We start from the raw sequence: 19,484 nt of genomic DNA on the forward strand, positions 1-19,484 counted from the left end.
GCCACTGCGGTCAGTCGGCTCATCAATCGACTCCCTGGAACATTCGAGCGCGTGCGTTCAGGATGTGGCGCTTCATCGCGTCGTGGGCCTCGGCTTCGTTCCGCGCAAGGATCGCCGCCACGATCACCGCGTGCTCATCCTGGACGCTGCGTATCTGCGCAGGCGTGCGCTTGAGACTAAGACTTCGCGTCACGGAATGACCGACAGCAAAATGTGGCCTGAACCACTCGCGGACCGTGATGTGGAACTGGTTTCCGGTGGCAATGGCGATCGCGTCATGCAGCGCCTCATCCTCATCGGCTCCAAGCTCGCCATCGCGCAAGCATTCCTCGATTGCCTGCAGTGCGGCCATGATCCGCTCCTTGTCCTCCGGCTGCCAGTTGCGGGCGGCAAGCTCGGCTGCCTCCGCTTCAAGACCTGCGCGAAATTCGAAAAAGCGCTGAACGTCGGCGAGCGATCCGACCGGCACCATCTTCAGCATCGATGAGTCCGGCCGCTGTCGGACATAGGAGCCGGAACCCTTGCGTGAGACGACAAGGCCATCGGTCCTCAATCGTTCAAGTGCTTCGCGCACGACCGGCCTCGAAGCACCGAACATGGCGGCAAGCTTCGATTCCGGCGGCAACCGTTCGTTCACCGGAAAGTTTCCGTCTGCGATCATCCCGACGATCTTCTCGTAGATGATGTCGCTGAAGCGGGTTGCGCCCTTGCTAGGCTCCATGGCGGCGGAAAGTTTCGTCATCGTCCCTTTTCTTTCCTCCAGACCGCAAATTCCGCAGCGGTGCCCTCGTTGGGCGGATAGAGACCAAATATCCCCTGCCCGGCGCGCACCCGTTCCTCGACAAAATCCTCGAAAACGGTTTGCTCGAAAGCCTCGTTGGCGACCTCTTCTGCCATCGCTGCCGGGATGACGACCACGCCTTCATTGTCGCCAACCATGAGATCGCCCGGATAGACGGGCACATCACCGCAGCCAATCGGCTGATTGATATCGAGGGCATGGTGGCGCACCAGGTTCGTCGGCGCCGAGGGTGCTGCGTGATAGGCTGCAAACGGCAGGGAGGCAATGTCTGGCGTGTCGCGAAAACCCCCATCGGTAACAACGCCTGCCGCACCGCGCTTGAAGAGACGCGTAATCAGGATTCCACCGGCAGAAGCGGCCGAATGATCCTTGCGGCTATCGATAACAAGCACGGCGCCTTGCGGGCATTCTTCGATGGCGCGGCGCTGCGGGTGATTCAAATCGCTAAAGACGCCGAGATGATCGATGTCTTCCCGCGCAGGAATGTAGCGCAGCGTGAAGGCAGGCCCGACCAGGCGAGGCGCTTGCGGATTGATCTTGTGGATGCCGCGGATGAAGACATTTCTCAAGCCGCGCTTCATCAACACCGTCGTCAGCGTTGCGGTCGAGACCGCTCTCAATTTGGTTCGCACAGCATCTGACAGATTCATATCCCCATGCCTTCCTGGGCGGTCGTTTAGAGATGACAGCAGGCGTTTCCTCATCACCATCGCTACAAAATCTGTAATTATCTGTCAACTCTTGTAATTATTTGAAACCATGCCTATCGTCAGCGCCGGCGCCAGGGAGAGCGCTTTGAGGCGGGGCCGGAGCTCGTCCTGCCGTCCGCCTTTTGGGCAATGTGGGAGGAAGTGATGCGGAATCAGTCTGCGCGACATCGCATGCCGGAGTTTGCCACCTTGACGGACATGCCTAGGGATCAGACGGGAAAGCGCTGCATGTTCGTCGAGGTCACGAAGGAGACAAGGGCTGCAGCGCCGCTGTTTGGCGTCGGACAATCAATCCCATCAGAGCGCGCCTCGATCCGCGACAGCGGGATCGCTTGCGGCATTTTCGCTGCATCTAACAGACATCTGAGGCACTGGAGTTTCTTACAATGAAGATTACCGGGATCAGAACCTTTCTCATGCATGCCGGCCAGCCCGATCCCTCCAAATGGGCTTCCGATGAACGGTCAGGCGATGGCGCCTCCAGGCTGCCAGGCACAAGAAACTGGCTGTTTTTGAAAATCGACACGGACGAAGGCATAACAGGTATCGGCGAATGCTCCGGATGGCCGCGTGTCATCGAGACCGCGATCCACGATCTTGCGCCGCTCCTCATCGGCGAGGACCCGGCCCATATCGAGCGGCTATGGCAGAAGATGCATGTCGCCATGATGGGTCACGGCATGTTGGGAACGGTTGGCGCCGGCGCCATGACCGGCATAGACATGGCACTGTGGGACATCAAGGGAAAGTCGCTCGGTGTGCCAATCTGGATGCTGCTTGGCGGCAAGGTTCGTGACCGGATTCCGATCTACTCCCATGCAAACACGCCCGAGCGGGCACTTGCCGTCAAGGAACGCGGGATAAAGGCGATCAAATGCGGCGGGGTTGCCGACCCGGTGCGCAAGGTTGCCGCATTGCGCGAAGCAGTCGGCAACGAGATCGACATTGCAATCGATCTTCATGGCCCGCCCTGGCTAACACCGGCCGATGCCTGCCGACTGGTCAGGGCGCTTGAGCCTTACGAACTCTTCTGGGTCGAGGATCCGATCGCACCGGAAAACATCGATGGCTACCGACGCATTCGCGATGCCGCCCACGTTCCCTTGGCAGCCGGCGAACGTTCGGCGACGATTTTTGGGGAGCGCGAACTGATCGAAAACGAACTGGTCGACATCATCCAGCCCGATACCGGCCGGGCCGGTGGCATTACGCAGATGAAGAAGATCGCGGCCATGGCCGAGGCCCATCACATCCAGATGGCGCCGCATTCAGGCTCGCTCGGTCCTGTCGCCGAATACGCTGCGTTGCACGTGCTGGCGGCTATTCCGAACGCGCTCATCCTCGAACGCATCGATGACGATTGGGACGGTCGAAAGCTGACGATTTTGCCCCATCCACAACAGGTCGGCGGATCGATTGCCGTCCCGGACGCGCCGGGTCTTGGTTGTGATATCGATGAAGCATTCGTGGCGCGCTTTCCAAGCGGCGGCAATGTCTCCGTGCCGGTGCCCGCGAGTGCCGGCTCCTACAATCCCGGAGCTTATAACGAGCATCTTTACGTCCAGACGCGCCTGTCGCGTCACCGCTATTTCAATCGCTAGAAGGAAAGAGAAATGAAGATCGACCGCATGCGGGTGTTCATGACCCGCGACAAGGACCGTCCCCGCGTCATCGTCGCACTCGACACCGACGACGGTCTGACGGGCTGGGGCGAATGCTACAACCACGGTCCCGACAAGGCGCTCCCTCCCCTCCTCGACTACCTCTATGGTTTTCTGTCCGGTCAGGATCCAACGCGTGTCGACTATCTGGTCAATCTGTTGATCCAGCAAAGCCGGTTCCCACCGGGCGCCCTTGGGTTGGCTGCGATCTCGGCGCTTGATCACTGCCTTTGGGACCTCGCCGCAAAGGCTGCCAACCTTCCCGTCTACAAGCTGCTTGGCGGTGAAGTTCGCGATCGTGTCAAGGTCTATGCCGGCGTCTATACAGCACCCGATGCACCAGCTGCGCGCGATGAGTTCGATCGGCTGAATGAAGAATGGGGCTTTACCGCATTCAAGCTCAGCCCCTGGCGCATCGACATGCACGCACATCGCTGGGGCAACGTGGTCAAGGCGTCGGCGGATTATTTCCGCTCTCTGCGGGAGACCGTGCGGGACGAGTACGAGATCGCATTTGACGCACATGCAAAGATCTTCGAGCCTGTCGCCGCACGCCAGCTCGGCAATGCGCTTGCTCCCTACGATCCGCTGTTTTACGAGGAGCCCCTTCGCCCCGAAAACATCGAGGCCTGGGGCGATCTCAAGCAGGGGCTGAACTGCGTGCTCGCAACAGGTGAATCGCTGTACAATCGAAACGAGTTCCTGCGCCTTCTGCAGGTCAAGGGCGCCGACTTGATCCAGCCCGACATCTGCGTGGTCGGCGGCATCAGCGAGATGCGGCGCATCGCAACACTTGCCGAAGCGCATTTCGTCGGCGTGGCGCCCCACAATCCCATGGGACCACTCGCCACGGCCGTGAATGTTCACTTCTCCGCCGCCGCACAGAATTTTCGTATTCTGGAGTATCGGCTGCCTAAGGGGCAGGCGTATGTCTACGGCGGCCTTGATATTGAGAGCCGACAGGGCGAAACGCGTTACGTCATCGATCCCTATTTGCCCAAGGGCGGCTATCTCGAGCTGAGGCCGGACAGGCCAGGCTGGGGCGTTGAGATGGACGAAGAAGCAATGGTTCATGAAGGCTATGTGCACTGGCAACGCCGCGTTCCCAAACGGCCGGACGGCTCTTACGCTTTTGCGTAAGTGCTCATCGAGCGCCGTCCAGCCCTGAAGGGCAGACTGTCAATGGCATCGGCGGTATTTGACGCCGCCGATGAAAGCGGTCAGCCAATCGATAGTGGATTGGTTGTGTAAAGTTTGAGTTGGCCGTCGTCGGATGCTGCGACTGAATGATGCTGTTATCCGCGAAGCAATGCCCGACTTGAAAGGAAAGGAAAGAAGAGCAACGCATCCCACGTGTCAGGAGAACCGATGCTCCTTTCCGTTGACAGGGGACGCGAAGAGGCTCTCGCCGACCGAAATTTGCCGGTCGCCGTCCGTGCGTACGACGAGCACCTGCAATTCCGGTACATCAAGATGGATGACCGTATCCGCGCCGAGCCGCTCGATATGACGCACTTTGCCTTGCCATTTTCCTTCCGTGGATGAGAGCGCGATATGTTCGGGCCGGATACCATAGATCCGGCAGCCTTCCCGCGCGGCAATCTCCGCTTCAAACAGGTTCATCTTCGGCGAGCCGATAAAGCCCGCGACAAACGGAGTGGCCGGATTGTTGTAGAGCGCCATCGGTGTCCCGACCTCCTCGATGGCCCCGCCGTTCAAAACGACGATCTTGTCGGCCATTGTCATCGCCTCCACCTGATCGTGCGTGACGTAGATCATAGTGGCGCCGAGCTTGGCATGAAGTTCGGTCAGTTCGATGCGCATCTGCGAGCGGAGCGACGCGTCGAGGTTTGACAGGGGTTCGTCGAACAGGAAGACTTTCGGGTTGCGCACGATGGCACGGCCGATCGCGACGCGTTGGCGCTGGCCCCCGGAGAGCGCCTTTGGCTTGCGGTCGAGCAGATGCGAGAGCTGCAAGATATCGGCAGTCTGCTTCACCCGTTCGGCGATTTCCGCCTTGGGCCGCCTGGCAAGCGAGAGGCCGAAGCCGATGTTTTCTGCGACCGTCAGATGCGGATAAAGCGCGTAGGATTGAAACACCATAGCAATGCCGCGCTTGGAGGGTTCGGCATCTGTGACATCCTTGCTGTCGATGAAGACCTTGCCCGATGTCTGTGTCTCCAGTCCGGAAATGATGCGCAGCAACGTCGACTTCCCGCAACCGGACGGACCGACAAAGACGCAGAATTCGCCGGCATCAACGGTGAGATCGACACCCTTCATCACCTCCAGGCTGCCAAAGCTCTTGCGGACTTTTTCGAGAACAACGCTTGTCATGGCTTATCCCTTGACTGCACCGGCGGTCATCCCTGCAACGATCTGCCGGTTGAAGAAAATGAAGACGATCAGGGGCGGAATGGTCACGAGAACGATATTCATGAACAGCAGGTTGAACTGCGTCTGGAACTGTCCCTGAAAGTTATAGAGAGTCAGCTGTACCGTGACGTTTTCGCGGCCCGGCAGATAATAGAGCGGGTTGGTGAAATCGTTGAAGATGGCGATTGACTGGACGACGATGACCGTAACGGTGACCGGCTTCAGCAGCGGCAGGATGACGCGAAAGAAGATCTGTAACGGTTTTGCACCGTCAATGATTGCAGCCTCGTCGAGATCCCGAGGAATGGTTGCGATGAAACTGCGAAACAGCAAAACCGTGAAGCCAAGGCCATAGGCAATCTGGATCAGAACCATGCCAGATAGCGTCTTGAAGAGACCGAGCATCTGCAACACCCAGATGGTCGGGACAACGGCCGGGGGGATCATCAGGCCGGCTAGCACGCAGCCGTAGATGACCGCGTTCCAGCGTGAGGGGCGGCGCTGCAGCACATAGCCGACCATGGCGCCGAAGAGCACCAGCAATGTGACGGCGGCCACAGTGATGACGGTCGAATTGAAATAGGCAAGCAGCAGCATGTAGTTGCGCGTCTGGACGACCTCCATGAAGTTCTGCCAGAGCTGCCAGTCGGCCGGCCAGCTGAATTTCAGCGTTGCCGCATCCTGTTTCGTCTTGGCGGCCGTGATGAAGATAAACATGAATGGCAGCACGAAGATCACGCCGCAAGCAGCCAAGGCCGCAATCCCGGTATAGATCTGGCGGCGGTTCATAGATCCACCTCCTTGCGATTGAACCAGGCCGTCAGCGGCAGGACGATCAGCCCGATGAGGAGGAAGAGGATCACGTTACCGGCAGTCGAGAGACCGTAGAAACCCGCCTGATATTGCTTGTAGATGACACTTGCCAGCACATCCGACGAAAAGCCCGGACCGCCGCGCGTCATCGCCCAGACAAGATCGAAGCTTCTTAGCCCGCCGATGAGGGACAGCGTCACGACGGTGACGGTGGCGGGTCTGACAAGCGGCACGGTGACACGAAAGAACATCTGGCGGCCAGTCGCCCCATCAATGCGGGCGGCCTCATAATAGTCCGGGCTGATTGATGCGAGACCTGCGATATAGATGACTGTCGCAAGCCCGATCCCTTTCCAGAGGTCGACGAAGATGATGGAGTAAAGCGCAAGCGCGGGGTCGGTCAGCCAGCCCGGACCATGGATACCGATCGCAGCAAGTGCCACATTGATCAGCCCGCGTGTCGGATGCATGAGCACCGAGAAGGTGATGCCGACGCCAATCGTCGAGACGAGAACCGGAAAGAAAATCACGGTACGCAGCAGGCCTTGTCCCCAAAGCCCGGAGGTCAGCAATACGGCGAGCAGCAGACCGAGAACGGTTTTCGTGCCCGAGGTCAGGACGGCATAAATGATCGTGTTGACGAGACCCTGTATCAGAAAGGGCTCGCGAAAGAACTGCCGGTAATTTTCCAGCCCGATGAACTGTGTCGTGAACAGGTCCCAGCGCGTGAGGCTGAACCAGAAGGACGCGATCGTCGGGGCCAGAAACAGAACAGTGAAGACCACTGCCGCTGGCAGCACAAACCAATAGGGATAGGCAGACTTTCGTGTTGTCATACGGATACCTTGAAGCGTCCCCCATCCAGATCGGTTGACCTGGATGGGGCATCGGCTGGGAGGTTACCAGTTCGGCAGGCCAAGCTGCTTGGCCTGCTTCTCGACATCCTGGTCGTAGAGCGCAGCCGCGTCCTTGGCGGAGCGGATGCCGGTTCCGACTTCAACCGTAATCTGCTCTAGTGCAGGTCCCTTGACGGGCGAGAGGAATTCGAGTGCCGGGCCGTTGCGGCCCTCAGTGTCAAAATAAGGGAGCATGTCGGAAACAGCCGGCGGAATATCTTTCGGGAGCTCGCACCCCTTTACGAGATACGGACCCGACGGGACGGCCTTTGCCATCAGGTCGCAGGCTTCCTTGGAGCCAACGAAGTCAAGGAATTTCTTGGCTTCCTCGACATTTTCAGATTTGGCAGAAACATAGAGCGCTGAAGGCATCCAGACCGTCAGGCCATTCTTTCCGGCATCCATGCCCGGTTGAGCGAAGAAGCCGAGATCTTTCAGATTGTCCGGAAAATTCTGCTGGACATTGCCGATACCGAAAGTGAGGTTCGGATAGTGCGCGGCCTCACCCGTCGCGACCATGCGCATGCCGTCGTCAAATGTCGCAGCACCGAAGTCGGCATTGAGGTACCCTCCCTTGGCCACTTCCTCCAGGTGTTCGAAGCCATGCAGTGCCGCAGGCGTGTTGGCATATTTGACCTTGTTGGCAGTGTAGTCGTCGGCGAAGTTCGGGACCTCGGCCTGAACATTATAGAAATCGGCAAGCACGAAGAGCTGCGACGTCCAGGTCGTGCCGTAGGTCTGGGCGACCGCGACCTTTCCGGCCGCCTTGATCTTCTCATTGTTGCTCATGAACTCCGCCCAGGTCTTCGGCGGGGTGAGGCCGAGATCGGCGTAGATCTTCTTGTTATAGAATATGCCGCCACCCATGGCCGGACCGAAGGGAATGCCGCGGACATGGCCGTCCGGGCCGCTAACAACCTTCTTGAACGTGTCAAGAATACCAGCTTCCGAGGGAAGGTCGGCAAGGTCGGCTATCGTTTCCTGCGGCTTCAAAGCCTGGAAAAGCGAACCGCTATTATACTGGAAGATATCCGCCATCTCGCCGGTCGCGAGCCGGGTCTTGATGATGTTGTCGCCTTCGGAGCCGCCCGCGCGCTGCTCGACGTCGAAGCTGACGTCAGGATGCTTTTCCGTATAGGCCTTTGAAACCGCATCGAACGAGGCAATGGATTCCGGATTGGTATCGATCAGCACACTGAGGGTCACATCCGCATGTGCCACTCCAGCGGCAAGAGCCATGATGCTGGCTGCAAGGATGCTGCACTTCGTCATTCGCATAGTCATTTCCTCCTCTTGAAGACCGGAATGCGTAAGCTGATTGCCCGCAAATCGAAGACCTGCAGGCAAATTGCATCAGTTGGAAAACGTAATCTTATGCTCCCCCGCGCCGAGCTTGATTTCCTTGCCTTGCTCTACATTGGCGCCATTGGCCTGTAGCGACTTGCGCTCGCTTTTCCCCTCGAGACGCGCAGTGACACCTTCCGGCAGCACCAGGCTGCATGTGACGAAACCTTCCTCCAGGGTCCATCCAGCCTCGATCCGACCAAAGCGCGTATCATGCCATGCCGAAACCGGCGAGAGAGCAGGCAAGATTGCGGGATCGAAGAGAATTTCCTCGAAACCGGGCTTGTCTTCCAGCGGCTTGATCCCGGCAACGTCTTCGAAGAGCCATTGGCAGACCGCGCCATAGGCATAGTGGTTGTAGCTGTTCATGTCAGGATCATAGATCGTGCCATCTTCGGAAAGTGCATCCCATCGCTCCCAGATCGAAGTCGCGCCGCGGTCGACCTGATAGAGCCATCCGGGAACCTTCCGGTTCAGGAACATCTTCTCGGCAACGTCCACCATACCAAGCCGGGTCAGCGCCGGCAGCAGGGCGGGAGTGCCGATAAAGCCCGTACCGATGACGCCATCCGTTTCCTCCGCCACCCTACGGAAGTAGCCTTGCGCGGCTTCCTCGTATTCCGGCGGAACGAGGCCATAGAGGAAGGCCAGGGCCCACGAGGTCTGGTCATTATGGGCAATGCGGCCGGAGGGTGCGAAGAACTCGTGTCTGAATGCTGTCTTAATCTCCTCGGCACGCTTCTCGAGCCGAGCGGCTTCGACGGTCTCACCGAGAATACGGGCGATCTTTGCCGTCAGTTGCGTTGAGATGAAGTGATAAAGGGTAGCTGCGCAATCATCTGCTATGGTCGGGCGGGGTTTTCTGTTATCCCCGACCGGCTGAAGCCAGTCGCCGAAGGTGAAGCCGTGCGCGCCCCAGACCGCGGGCGGCCGGATGATCGGCCCATCAGAGATGCCCCAGAGATAATCGAGCCAGCGCAACATTGCGGGGAAGCACTCTTCCAAGGCAGCGCTGTCACCGTAATGCAGGTAAAGCTGCCAGGGAATGATGACGATCGCATCGCCCCAGCCGGTCGATCCCGCCCAGTCACCGCGGCCATCGATTGGATGGAGCCGCGTCGGATCAGGTGAAAAATGCGACACTGCCCCATTGGCCCGTTGATCGTGGATGACATCGCGCAGGTATTTCTTGAGGAAGGAGTGGCTGTCGGCAAGCCAGCAGGCCGTTCCGGCGAAAACCTGCGCATCACCGGTCCAGCCGAGGCGCTCGTCGCGCTGCGGGCAATCGGTCGGCACTTCGATGAAATTCGAGCGCTGCGACCAGATCGTGTTTTCGATCAATCGGTTGACGCTCGCAACACCTGAGGTAAACCCGCCGGCAGTCAGGGGTACCGAGGTTATCGGAACCATCGTGATGGCGGTGAGTTCGGCCTCACCTGTCACAGTGATGCGCGCGTAACGGAAGCCGAAGAAGGTGAAGAGCGGCGCATAGACCTCTTCGCCTTGCCCGGAAAGCGTATAGGAGACTTCAGCACGCGCACTGCGATAATTGCGATTGTCGAAGAAGCGATCGGGGCCGAGCACTTCGGAATGCTCGACGCGCACCTTTGCACCGGCGACACCCTTAAGGCGCAGCCGGACATAGGCGCCGGCATTCTGTCCGAAATCAAAGACAGTGCGGCCATCGGCCTCCGTCCAGCTGTCGGTCGGTGAGAGAGCGTCCAGTTCCTTGACCGCACCAGTCTCATGCGGGACGAGCAAGGCCCTGTCGAAGGAGAGCACATCGACGCCATAGCTGTCCTTTGGACGAATGCGGGCGTCATAATCCTCGCCATAGTAGATGCCGTTGCGAACTACGGGTGTGAAGCCGCTCTTCCAGCTCTCGTCGGTTTTCACGAGCACCTCGCCGCCGGCGCGCAGTTCTGCGATCGCCCCCGTCCGGTCGCCCCAGCAATTGAGTATCGGGTTGGATGCCCACATCAACTGGCCGCGATACCAGCCGTCGCCAAGCCAGATTTCGATGCGATTGTTGCCGGGTTGCAAGAGCTTAGCGACATCGTAGGCCTGATAGGCAATCCGGTCGTCGTAGCAGGTCCAGCCGGGGGTCAAGAGATCGGTACCCACGCGTTTTCCATTGAGGAAGGCGCGGTAGAGACCCAGGGCCGAGATGCTAAGAACTGCTTCGGCCGGAACCACATCGAGCGAGAATTCCCGCGCGACGAATGTGCCCTGTGTTGCCTGGCCACCGTCGCAGGCGGGTCCGATCATCGACGCTGTAAAATGGAACGCAGAACCGGCAAGGCCGTCTTCCCCGGCAAGGCCGTGGGCCGAAACAGTCTTCATCTAGAACCTCCCCCAATCGCCAATTCCTCCGGCGATTGCTTTGTGTGTATCGTTCTATGTATATCATTCTACACTATCGATTGCCGCGCAAGAGCTTTTGTGTCTATAATTTTCCGAACACCGGGGAATGAGGCGATTTGGAATGAAAAATCAGACCGTTAACGCGACAAGAGACAGGGTCACTATCCGTGACGTGGCCCACGATGCCGGTGTCTCCGTCGCTGCGGTCTCGAAAGTTCTGCGTAATGCTTACGGAGTGAGCGAGGTCTTGCGAACCAAGGTCGAGATCTCGATCGAAAAATTGAACTACCGACCTTCTGTCGCAGCGCGAGCCATGCGTGGCCGCACGCAGACGGTTGGCGTCCTGGTGATCGAGTTGTCGAACCCGTTCCTGGCGGGTGTCATCGAGGAGGCCAATGCCACGCTGGCGAAAAGCAGCTTCAAGGCACTGATCGGCATCGGCCGTTCCACGAGCCCGATCGAAGCTTCCATGATCGAATCGATGATCGACAACCGCATGGATGGCGTTCTCATCATCGCTCCCAGGATATCGAGCAAGGTGCTGGAGCGCTATGCGCGCCAGATCCCGATCGTCGTCATCGCGCACCATGAGCCGCACGCGCAGACCTATGACACGGTCAATTCCGACGATCGACGGGGCGCCTGCCTCGCCGTGGAGGCAGCGTTGCGGTCCGGCTACACCGACATCGCGATGCTCGGTTATGACCTTGCCGATTCACCGCCCACCATCGTCGCCCTCCAGCGCGAGAAGGGCTATCTTGACGGCATGAAGGCTGCGGGCCTGGAGGCCCGCATCATCCGTCTGCCGCTTGTGGGATCCGACCGCCGGGCCGCTATCAATGATTTTCTGGCCCTGAATGACCGTCCCCGCGCGGTCTTCGTCTGGTCCGATCTCGATGCTGTGCCACTCATCAATGCCGCGCGCATGAGTGGCATACGGGTCCCAGAAGATCTTGCAATTGTCGGCTACGACAATTCGCCGATGGCGGCCATACCGCTCGTCGGCCTGACAAGTGTAGACCAGAACGCCGCTGAACTCGGCAGGACCGCGAGCGACGCGCTGCTTAGCCGAATAGAAGGACGCAAGGACGCTCGCCACGTCCTGATCGAACCCCGTATCGAATGGCGCGGCAGCACGTGAAGCTTCCAGGAAAAAGCTTGGGTCTCGTTCAATTGGTGCCTAGGCTCCGCTAGCGGCTGCAGCAACCACTGCGATTTTCGTTGGCGCTGAGACGGATCTCAGGACGGACTGGGAATCGGCGGCAAATCTGGCGCCTCCAATCCGGAAAACGGATCGCGCCATGCATCGATCTCATCGAGACGGTCGGCCCACCGTTTTATCGCGGGATACCGATCAATCGGGAGGCGCGCGGCGTCGTTGAACGGCAAGAATGTCGCCATCCGAAAATCTGCAAAGGAAATCGTCTCGCCGACCAACCACGATCGATCAGCAAGCTGGCTTTCGAGAATGCCGGCGGCCTTGTGGAATCGTCCAAGACCCTCTTCAACCATCCTCTCGTCACAGGTTCCGATGCGATAACGCAACTTCGTGCCTCGCTCCCAATGCACGACGTCACAGGCCTTGACGAAATTCTCCTTCGCCCAGCTGATCCAGCGTATCATTTCCGGCTCAGATCGTCGGTTCTCCAGAAATTCGAGCCGACACGACGGGAAAACCAGCACGCGATCGCATCGGTCTCCCAAAGTGTGCGACCGCTATGCTCCAAGATAGGCAACAGAAGGTTTGGGTTGAGTGAAGAAAATCGCTCCGACTGCCCTGGGGCCATTGGTGCGGCAAACTCGAATTCCACGTCCATTTTTAAGAACCGCGCCACGGCGACAGCGAGTCGCGGATTGGGGTTTCTGCTGAAATAAATCTTCATTAGGTCTTTGCCTCCACCGTCTTCATAGCAAAAGACGAACGACGACCGAGCCTTTCGACATGGCGATGAAAATTCTGCTGGGCCCGCGACATAGCTATCCCACAGAAGTGTAGTGACGGCGCGAAGCACGTTTTCTCCTCCGCCCGCCCTGGGGAGCCAATGGCACAAGGGTTTTGTCCTCGTCCGGCGAGGCGCGGCCAGGTCAGGTTTAGCGCGTTAGGCCTATCGCCCGCGCTGTAGGCACATTAAGAAAAGAACCATATTATACCTTGCAGAGTATATTTGATGGCATTATATGAGGACTAAGCAAGAGCGATTCACGCTCTTCGTTGAGCGGCTGGCCGGCGCGGAGGCAGCAGGAACACATGATGAGGCGTTTGAACTTATCCGCGAGACCCTCGACGGCGTTGAAGACGAGATTTCCGGCATTGCCTCCAACCCCTCAGCTTTTCAGACGGATGGACGAATGTACCCTCCACAAGCTGACAACGCCCGGAAAGTACCGGGCCATCCAGTATCGATCCAGAGCACACAACACGATCATCGGAGCAAATGGCGCTATACGGATTGAAACAATAGGGTTTCAAAAAACTGTAATTCTCGAAAAGCTGGGCGCGAATGGAGAAGGATTGGCGATATGACAGCAACTAGCCTTTTGACTGATACAGTCGCTCACCTCCAAGAGCTTGGGTTCGCCGTTGAAACTGACGCTCCTGATGATCCGAACGGCGAGACATTTCTGGACATCACAAGGAACGATTTCTCCACGCAAATCTCCTTCCGCCCGCATGCTGGACTAGGGCTATTCATTTCCGACGATGCGTACGGACAGAGACCTGATGAGGTCTACCGAAACGCGGAAAAGGCTGCTAATCGGGTCGATCAGTTATTCAGACAGTTCGAAAAGTCGGGATCTATTGGATACCTCACTCTCGTGGACATGCGGAAGCTCAACAACCTGTCGCAGGTAGAGCTCGCTAAGGCTCTTTCGATCAAGCAACCGTCGGTCAACAGAATCGAGAAGCGGGAAAACATCAAGTTCGAAACTCTGGCGAAGCATGTGGCCGCGATGGGTGGCCGCCTTGAGATGCGCGTTGTCTTCGACGAAATGGAAGCCCGGCTAGAGATTCCAACTTCCCAGGTAGGATGATGCCAATGCAGGCTCCAACTTTAAATCTAGTCGTCCTCAGGGCAAGCGAGCCTGGTTCTCTCGCTTCGTTTTACCAAACTCTTGGTTTTCAGTTCCAAAGGGAGAAGCACGGTTCAGGCCCCGAACATCTCGCGTCGAAGACAGGTGGCTCGGTCTTTGAAATCTATCCCAAAGGCACCGAGAGCTTAGACACGACCGCGGTTCGCCTAGGGTTTCGAGTCCCTTCGATCTCAAAAGTCTTGAGTAATCTGGGCAGCGCCGTGGATATAATATCTCCCCCTTCCAAATCTGATTGGGGCACCAGTTGCGTTATTAGGGACCCTGAAGGTCATAAGATCGAACTACTTGAGGCGTAGAGTTCGAGTAACGTCCGCTCGCGCAATTTCACATGCGCGAGCGATATCTCGTCCATTTGCTAGTGGCGGCCAACGCGGCTAGGCACCGTGCCGGTAAAGTCTGGGCGCCATCCCGAGACGCCGAAACCTAAGCTTTCGGCCTCGACTTCAGAAGAAAACAGCATCCTCATTGCTGAAACCATCTGTCAGAACGTGTTTGTATTCGAAGGTGCAGCGGATTGGCTAATTTGTACATTTGCGGTTATAGAGCCCCCAGTTTGTGAAGACCAACATCTGAGAGCATAGCATGACAAGCCAACATGCGGGCCGCGCAGGCGCTACATACGCCGCGCCGGACGGCCAAACCGGAAGCGATCCGGTCGCCGTGGCACATTCGGTACCGATGGTAGCCTTCCAGGGCGCCGGGAAGCGTTACGGGCCCGCGGGCGAAGGTGGTTTCACCGCCGTCGAAAGCGTCGATCTGACAGTTGAACGCGGCGCCATCACCGGGATAATCGGTCGCTCTGGCGCTGGCAAATCGACGCTCATCCGCATGGTCAACGGGCTCGAGAGCGTGACGTCGGGCAAGGTGCTCGTCGATGGTGTCGACGTCGGCGCGCTTGGTGAGGACGGTCTGCGTGGCCTGCGCCGCCAGATCGGCATGATTTTCCAGCATTTCAATCTACTGTCGTCGCGCACCGCCTTCGACAATGTGGCGCTGCCGCTGGAAATTGCAGGCGTCGAAAAGAAGGCGATCCGTGCCAAGGTCGGGCCGCTGCTCGACCTTGTCGGCCTCGGTGACAAGGCCGGCAGCTATCCTTCCGAACTCTCGGGCGGCCAGAAGCAGCGCGTCGGCATTGCCCGCGCGCTGGCGACGGACCCCAAGCTGCTGCTCTCCGATGAGGCGACCTCGGCGCTCGACCCGGAGACAACGCAGTCGATCCTCGAGCTCCTGAAGCGGATCAATGCCGATCTCGGTCTCACCGTTCTCCTGATCACCCACGAGATGGAGGTGGTGAAAACCATCGCAAGCCATGTGGCTGTCATCGATGCCGGCCGCATCGTCGAATCCGGCCGTACCTTCGACGTCTATACCAACCCGCAGCACGAGACGACGCGCACGCTGCTCGCCTCGGCCCTGAAACTGCCGAACTGGCTGCGCTCCGCCGTCAAGTCGCAGCCATCGGCCGGCGACCGTGTGCTCGTCCGGCTGGTGTTCTTCGGAGACACGGCCTTTCAACCTCTGACCGGCCGGCTTGTCGCCGAGCTCGGCTCGGACGTCAATATTCTCGCTGGCGCGATCGAGGAGATATCGGGCGAGCCCTTTGGCTCACTTGTCGTTTCCTATTCGGCGGAGCCGGATGTCGTCGCCCGGGCTAACCGCTTCTATGCCGAAACGGGCCTTACAACGGAGGTGCTCGGCTATGTCGCCTGATATGATTTTCGGCCTCCTCTCCAAGGCGCTGATGCAGACCCTGCAAATGGTCCTCGTTGCCGGCATCGTCGGCTCGATCATCGGCCTGCCGATCGGTGTCTTTCTCGCCACATCAGGCAAGGGTGAGCTGTTTCCGGCACCGAAAACCAATCGCGTGCTTGGCCTCGTCGTCAACGCCGCTCGTTCGACGCCGTTCATCATCCTGGTCGTTGCCATCGTGCCGCTGACACGCCTTTTGACGGGTACCTCTATCGGCACTTGGGCAGCGATCGTGCCGCTGACCATCGCCACCATTCCGTTCTTCGCGCGCCTCGTTGAATCTGCCATCCGCGAGGTCGACAAGGGCCTGATCGAGGCCGCCCGCGCCATGGGAGCAACGCCATCCCAGATCGTCTACAAAGTGCTGCTTCCAGAGGCGCGACCCAGCATCCTGATGGCGCTGACGATGACCATCGTCAGTCTGATCGGCTACTCGGCCATGGTCGGGGCCGTCGGCGGCGGAGGCCTGGGCGACCTCGGCATCCGCTTTGGCTACCAGCGTTTCAATCCGGAGATGATGGTACTCGTCGTCGCGGTGCTGATCGTGCTCGTGCAGGTCGTGCAAAGCGCCGGCGACGGGCTCGCCCGCCGCTTCGACAAGCGTAACCGGAATAACTGATCTCTAGTTCGCATATCCAATAACATACCAAGGAGACTCCCGTGAAAAAGTTCATCATCGCTGCCGCGATTGCGGCCTTTGCAGCCGGCTCGGCCTTCGCCGAGGATATCAAGGTCGGCGTCACGCCAGGCGAGCACGCCCAGATCATGGAAAAGGTCGCCGAAGTCGCCAAGACCAAGGGTCTGAATATCGAGATCGTCGAGTTCTCCGACTATGTCGTGCCGAACCAGGCGCTGGCCGACGGCGACATCCAGGCCAACTCGTTCCAGCACCAGCCCTATCTCGACAACCAGATTGCCGACCGTAAGTTCGATCTCGTCAGCATCGGCACGACCATCACCACGCCGATGGGCGTCTACTCCAAGAAGGTGAAGAGCCTCGACGAACTGAAGGACGGCGCTACCGTTGCCATCCCGAACGACCCGACCAACGGCGGTCGTGCGCTTCTGGTTCTGGCTAGCAAGGGCCTGATCAAGTTCAAGGAAAACCCGGGCATCAAGGTGACGGTTGCCGATATCGTCGAGAACCCGAAGAACATCGAGTTCGCCGAAATCGATGCCGCCCAGCTGCCGCGTTCGCTTGAAGACGTCGATGCCGCCGTCATCAACACCAACTACGCCATGGAAGCCGGCCTGCATCCCAAGACCGACGCCATCGCCATCGAAGGCGAAAAGTCACCCTATGCCAACGTCATCGTCGTCCGCGCCGCCGACAAGGACGCGCCCTGGGCCAAGACACTGGTCGAGTCCTACCATGATGAAAGCATCCGCAAGTTCATCAACGAGCAGTTCAAGGGCGCCCTGATCCCGTCCTGGTAAGATCCTGCTTTATCGGGCCAACACAGTGAAACGGCTCGGCTCCGCCGGGCCGTTTTTCGTTGATCAGGGGCATTTTGTCTTCGCCAAAATAGGACCGGCGTTCACCGAAGGCTGTGTTACCGTGACGAAGATCGATGTTGGGCGGTAAAGTCCGATCACATTTAAGGAAGCCGCGATCGCCGACATTACAGACTGTCTTGAAGATGATGCCTGCCGCCCGATGATCGGGCTCACTCTACCGCTGGACCAAACGGCGCAAGCTCATATCGCTCTGGAGCGGGGAACTGTCGTTGGGAAGATCATCATCATCGGACCTGCGAAACCTTGAAACGGTCCCCATAGTTGCCGGTTTTCTAGCCGGGGGCATCGCCCCCCACCCCGACTGGTGATCGGGTCGATCTTCGCCAGAGCTCAGGTATCGTGAGGCGGATCGCAGGTCACGCCGAGAATGTCCGGAAAGCCACCCACTTAACAATGTCGCGTTTCACAGTTTATTAAGACACTTGTACTGAAGCTTCGGCGGGATTGGCAGCGGATTCTTGTGCAATGGTGAATGGAGCAGTTTTCTTCCTTGTGGTGAATTTCATCATCGCAATCTGCTTTGCGCTGGTGTTCGCCGTCGTGGCGGTGCGCGGCCAGTCGCGCCAGGCTGCGCTATGGTTCTCGGCAGGTTTTGCTGTCGCCTCTCTTTCTGCCATCAGTGAACTCTTCGTTGCGTATACAGATTTGTCGAAGCTCTTCGCCGTTTTGGCATTTGCAACTGTGCTTGGTGGCATGATCCTGCTGCGCTTTGGTATTGGCGAGCTTTACGGCGTGCGGATCGCGCCATTCTGGGCGATATCTTTTTTCACCCTTTGCATCTTACTTGATCTGTTTATCTATGGCCTGCCGCGTAGCACGCTTCGGCACGCCTTATCTTATCAAACACCTTTTGCGCTGGTCATTCTCACCAGCGCTGCTGCGGTCTTCGCGTCACGGCGCCGCGCAAGAATCGATCGGGTCCTCGGCTATCTGCTTACCGCAACCGGTCTACATTTCTTTGCAAAGGCTGGTCTGGCAGTGACCGCCGGTGCCGGCGCGGCGGCAACTGACTATATTCATACAAACTACGCATTGATTTCACAGGGATCGACTGCCGTATTGATCGTGGCAGTTGGTCTGACACTGCTTTCGGTCCTCGTCCTCGATATCATGGCCGATGAACGCAGCAATTCCGAAAGGGATGTACTTTCGGATCTTGCCAACCGCCGCGGTTTCGAGAACGGTGTCGCCGCTGCCCGCCTTGTCGCCCCCGCCGTCCGGCATTCCGTCATGACCTGCGATATCGATCGCTTCAAAAGCATCAACGACACGTTCGGTCACCATGCCGGAGACAAGGTGATCCGCGCCTTTGCTGACCTCCTGAAATCCGGCGCCGCGCCGAATTTCATCGTCGGGCGCATTGGAGGCGAGGAGTTTGCCGTGTTCATGCCGAACACAACGGTCGAAACGGCCATGCTGTTTGCCAGCTCTGTACGACGCGGAGCGACGGGGATCACTGTGGAGGGGTTGCCTCCAACACTGACCGTCAGTGCCAGCTTCGGTGTTGCCGAAATTCCCGTCGGAGAAAGCCTTGACGACGCAATGCGCCGGGCCGACATGGCGCTTTACGAAGCAAAGCGAGCCGGGAGAGATTGCGTTAGACAAGCCCGCTCTGCGTCGCCGGATATTCGGTTGGTGACATGAGAACAGGCCTTCGGACCGGACGGATTTTCAGTTTACTCGGCATCCAGAGCAACGGCTGCTTCACCTCCTCCGTGAGACTATATCGCAAAATCCGAGGAGGCGCGGCCCCCCACCTCATACGCTCTTCGTTGAAGGATCCGGGCTTGGCGGAAAGACTGTCTTTTTCTTCCCGTTCATGAAGAGACTGTGATGGAGGTGCATGGATTGCCCGCGCCAGGAACTGGCTCTCGCAGGGCGGCCGATCACTACCTGGTCGCACGACGATCCGGCATGGGATGACGCGGCGGCATCCTGTTCGATGATCTGCCCCTCGTCGGGTAGTCGAGTGTGGTTCGACACGACGCCAACGATATCAATCGGCAACGCGCCAACTTCCACCGGTTAGGCTTCGTAGCATCCTCCGGTGACAAACCAGCGCGCAGAGCCTGCTCCAATTACACGTGTAGACACAATCAAATTGGATAGTCGTCCCATCAGAAAACAAGTAACGGTGCTTGAGCGGGCACATAGCCCC

17 protein-coding genes and 2 pseudogenes are annotated in these 19,484 nt (G+C 58.5%); 10 read left to right on the forward strand and 9 right to left on the reverse strand.

Annotated features, from left to right (window positions below):
- Positions 1-22 precede the first annotated feature (22 nt).
- Together IB244_RS14205 and IB244_RS14210 are read right to left on the reverse strand one after the other, a co-directional pair.
- A complete protein-coding gene (locus IB244_RS14205; RefSeq protein WP_192304645.1) occupies positions 23-742 on the reverse strand; it encodes a FadR/GntR family transcriptional regulator in 720 nt (239 codons plus the stop codon).
- Positions 739-1,452 carry a ribonuclease activity regulator RraA gene (locus IB244_RS14210; RefSeq protein WP_192304647.1) on the reverse strand — a complete coding sequence of 238 codons (714 nt, stop codon included), beginning with the start codon at positions 1,450-1,452 and terminating at the stop codon, positions 739-741. Before IB244_RS14210 ends, IB244_RS14205 begins: the two co-directional genes overlap by 4 nt.
- 446 nt (positions 1,453-1,898) lie before the next feature.
- Between IB244_RS14210 and IB244_RS14215 the strand changes: the two genes are divergently transcribed.
- Positions 1,899-3,113, forward strand: coding sequence for a mandelate racemase/muconate lactonizing enzyme family protein (locus tag IB244_RS14215; protein ID WP_192304649.1), 1,215 nt, complete (start codon positions 1,899-1,901; stop codon positions 3,111-3,113).
- 12 nt (positions 3,114-3,125) lie between these two features.
- The gene (locus tag IB244_RS14220) at positions 3,126-4,313 is read left to right on the forward strand and encodes a galactarate dehydratase (RefSeq protein WP_169680708.1); all 1,188 of its coding nucleotides are present in this window, start codon (positions 3,126-3,128) and stop codon (positions 4,311-4,313) included.
- 216 nt (positions 4,314-4,529) lie between these two features.
- Here the strand turns inward: IB244_RS14220 and IB244_RS14225 are convergent, their stop codons facing one another.
- The 5 genes from IB244_RS14225 to IB244_RS14245 form a co-directional block, all read right to left on the reverse strand.
- Positions 4,530-5,510, reverse strand: coding sequence for an ABC transporter ATP-binding protein (locus tag IB244_RS14225; RefSeq protein WP_192304651.1), 981 nt, complete (start codon positions 5,508-5,510; stop codon positions 4,530-4,532).
- 3 nt (positions 5,511-5,513) lie between these two features.
- The gene (locus IB244_RS14230) at positions 5,514-6,338 is read right to left on the reverse strand and encodes a carbohydrate ABC transporter permease (RefSeq protein WP_169680704.1); all 825 of its coding nucleotides are present in this window, start codon (positions 6,336-6,338) and stop codon (positions 5,514-5,516) included.
- Positions 6,335-7,198: a carbohydrate ABC transporter permease gene (locus IB244_RS14235; RefSeq protein ID WP_018856326.1), complete on the reverse strand. Its 864-nt coding sequence runs from the start codon at positions 7,196-7,198 to the stop codon at positions 6,335-6,337. The genes IB244_RS14230 and IB244_RS14235 overlap by 4 nt, the downstream gene beginning before the upstream one ends.
- A gap of 63 nt (positions 7,199-7,261) precedes the next feature.
- The gene (locus tag IB244_RS14240) at positions 7,262-8,542 is read right to left on the reverse strand and encodes an ABC transporter substrate-binding protein (protein ID WP_409564064.1); all 1,281 of its coding nucleotides are present in this window, start codon (positions 8,540-8,542) and stop codon (positions 7,262-7,264) included.
- A 69-nt stretch (positions 8,543-8,611) separates the two neighbouring features.
- A complete protein-coding gene (locus IB244_RS14245) occupies positions 8,612-10,945 on the reverse strand; it encodes an alpha-L-rhamnosidase (protein ID WP_169680702.1) in 2,334 nt (777 codons plus the stop codon).
- Between the two features lie 142 nt (positions 10,946-11,087).
- On the opposite strand from IB244_RS14245, the gene IB244_RS14250 reads away from it, so the two are divergent.
- Positions 11,088-12,107 (forward strand): LacI family DNA-binding transcriptional regulator, encoded by a 1,020-nt coding sequence (locus tag IB244_RS14250; protein WP_192240474.1) that lies wholly within the window; start codon positions 11,088-11,090, stop codon positions 12,105-12,107.
- A gap of 98 nt (positions 12,108-12,205) precedes the next feature.
- Here the strand turns inward: IB244_RS14250 and IB244_RS14255 are convergent.
- Positions 12,206-12,849 (reverse strand): annotated as a pseudogene (locus IB244_RS14255) (glutathione S-transferase family protein).
- Positions 12,850-13,486: 637 nt separating this feature from the next.
- On the opposite strand from IB244_RS14255, the gene IB244_RS14260 reads away from it, so the two are divergent.
- The 7 genes from IB244_RS14260 to IB244_RS14285 all read left to right on the forward strand — a co-directional run bounded on the left by IB244_RS14260 (position 13,487) and on the right by IB244_RS14285 (position 18,970).
- Positions 13,487-13,999, forward strand: coding sequence for a helix-turn-helix domain-containing protein (locus IB244_RS14260; protein ID WP_192240475.1), 513 nt, complete (start codon positions 13,487-13,489; stop codon positions 13,997-13,999).
- A 5-nt stretch (positions 14,000-14,004) separates the two neighbouring features.
- Positions 14,005-14,355, forward strand: a complete 351-nt coding sequence (locus tag IB244_RS33100) for a VOC family protein (protein ID WP_348648526.1) — start codon at positions 14,005-14,007, stop codon at positions 14,353-14,355.
- 382 nt (positions 14,356-14,737) lie between these two features.
- Positions 14,738-15,769 (forward strand): methionine ABC transporter ATP-binding protein, encoded by a 1,032-nt coding sequence (locus IB244_RS14265; protein WP_169680978.1) that lies wholly within the window; start codon positions 14,738-14,740, stop codon positions 15,767-15,769.
- Positions 15,759-16,427 (forward strand): methionine ABC transporter permease, encoded by a 669-nt coding sequence (locus tag IB244_RS14270; RefSeq protein ID WP_192240476.1) that lies wholly within the window; start codon positions 15,759-15,761, stop codon positions 16,425-16,427. The genes IB244_RS14265 and IB244_RS14270 overlap by 11 nt, the downstream gene beginning before the upstream one ends.
- Before the next feature lie 41 nt (positions 16,428-16,468).
- Positions 16,469-17,245, forward strand: coding sequence for a MetQ/NlpA family ABC transporter substrate-binding protein (locus IB244_RS14275; protein WP_062375259.1), 777 nt, complete (start codon positions 16,469-16,471; stop codon positions 17,243-17,245).
- A gap of 175 nt (positions 17,246-17,420) precedes the next feature.
- Positions 17,421-17,573, forward strand: coding sequence for a zinc-binding dehydrogenase (locus IB244_RS33105; protein ID WP_409564066.1), 153 nt, complete (start codon positions 17,421-17,423; stop codon positions 17,571-17,573).
- Between the two features lie 218 nt (positions 17,574-17,791).
- Positions 17,792-18,970 (forward strand): sensor domain-containing diguanylate cyclase, encoded by a 1,179-nt coding sequence (locus IB244_RS14285; RefSeq protein ID WP_192304653.1) that lies wholly within the window; start codon positions 17,792-17,794, stop codon positions 18,968-18,970.
- Between the two features lie 112 nt (positions 18,971-19,082).
- Here IB244_RS14285 and purU read toward each other — a convergent pair.
- Positions 19,083-19,345, reverse strand: a pseudogene (purU, locus tag IB244_RS33110) (formyltetrahydrofolate deformylase); the annotation flags it as partial.
- Positions 19,346-19,484: the final 139 nt, after the last annotated feature.

Source organism: Rhizobium sp. RHZ02 (genome assembly GCF_014851575.1).
In the GTDB taxonomy this organism is placed as follows: Bacteria; Pseudomonadota; Alphaproteobacteria; order Rhizobiales; family Rhizobiaceae; genus Rhizobium; species Rhizobium altiplani.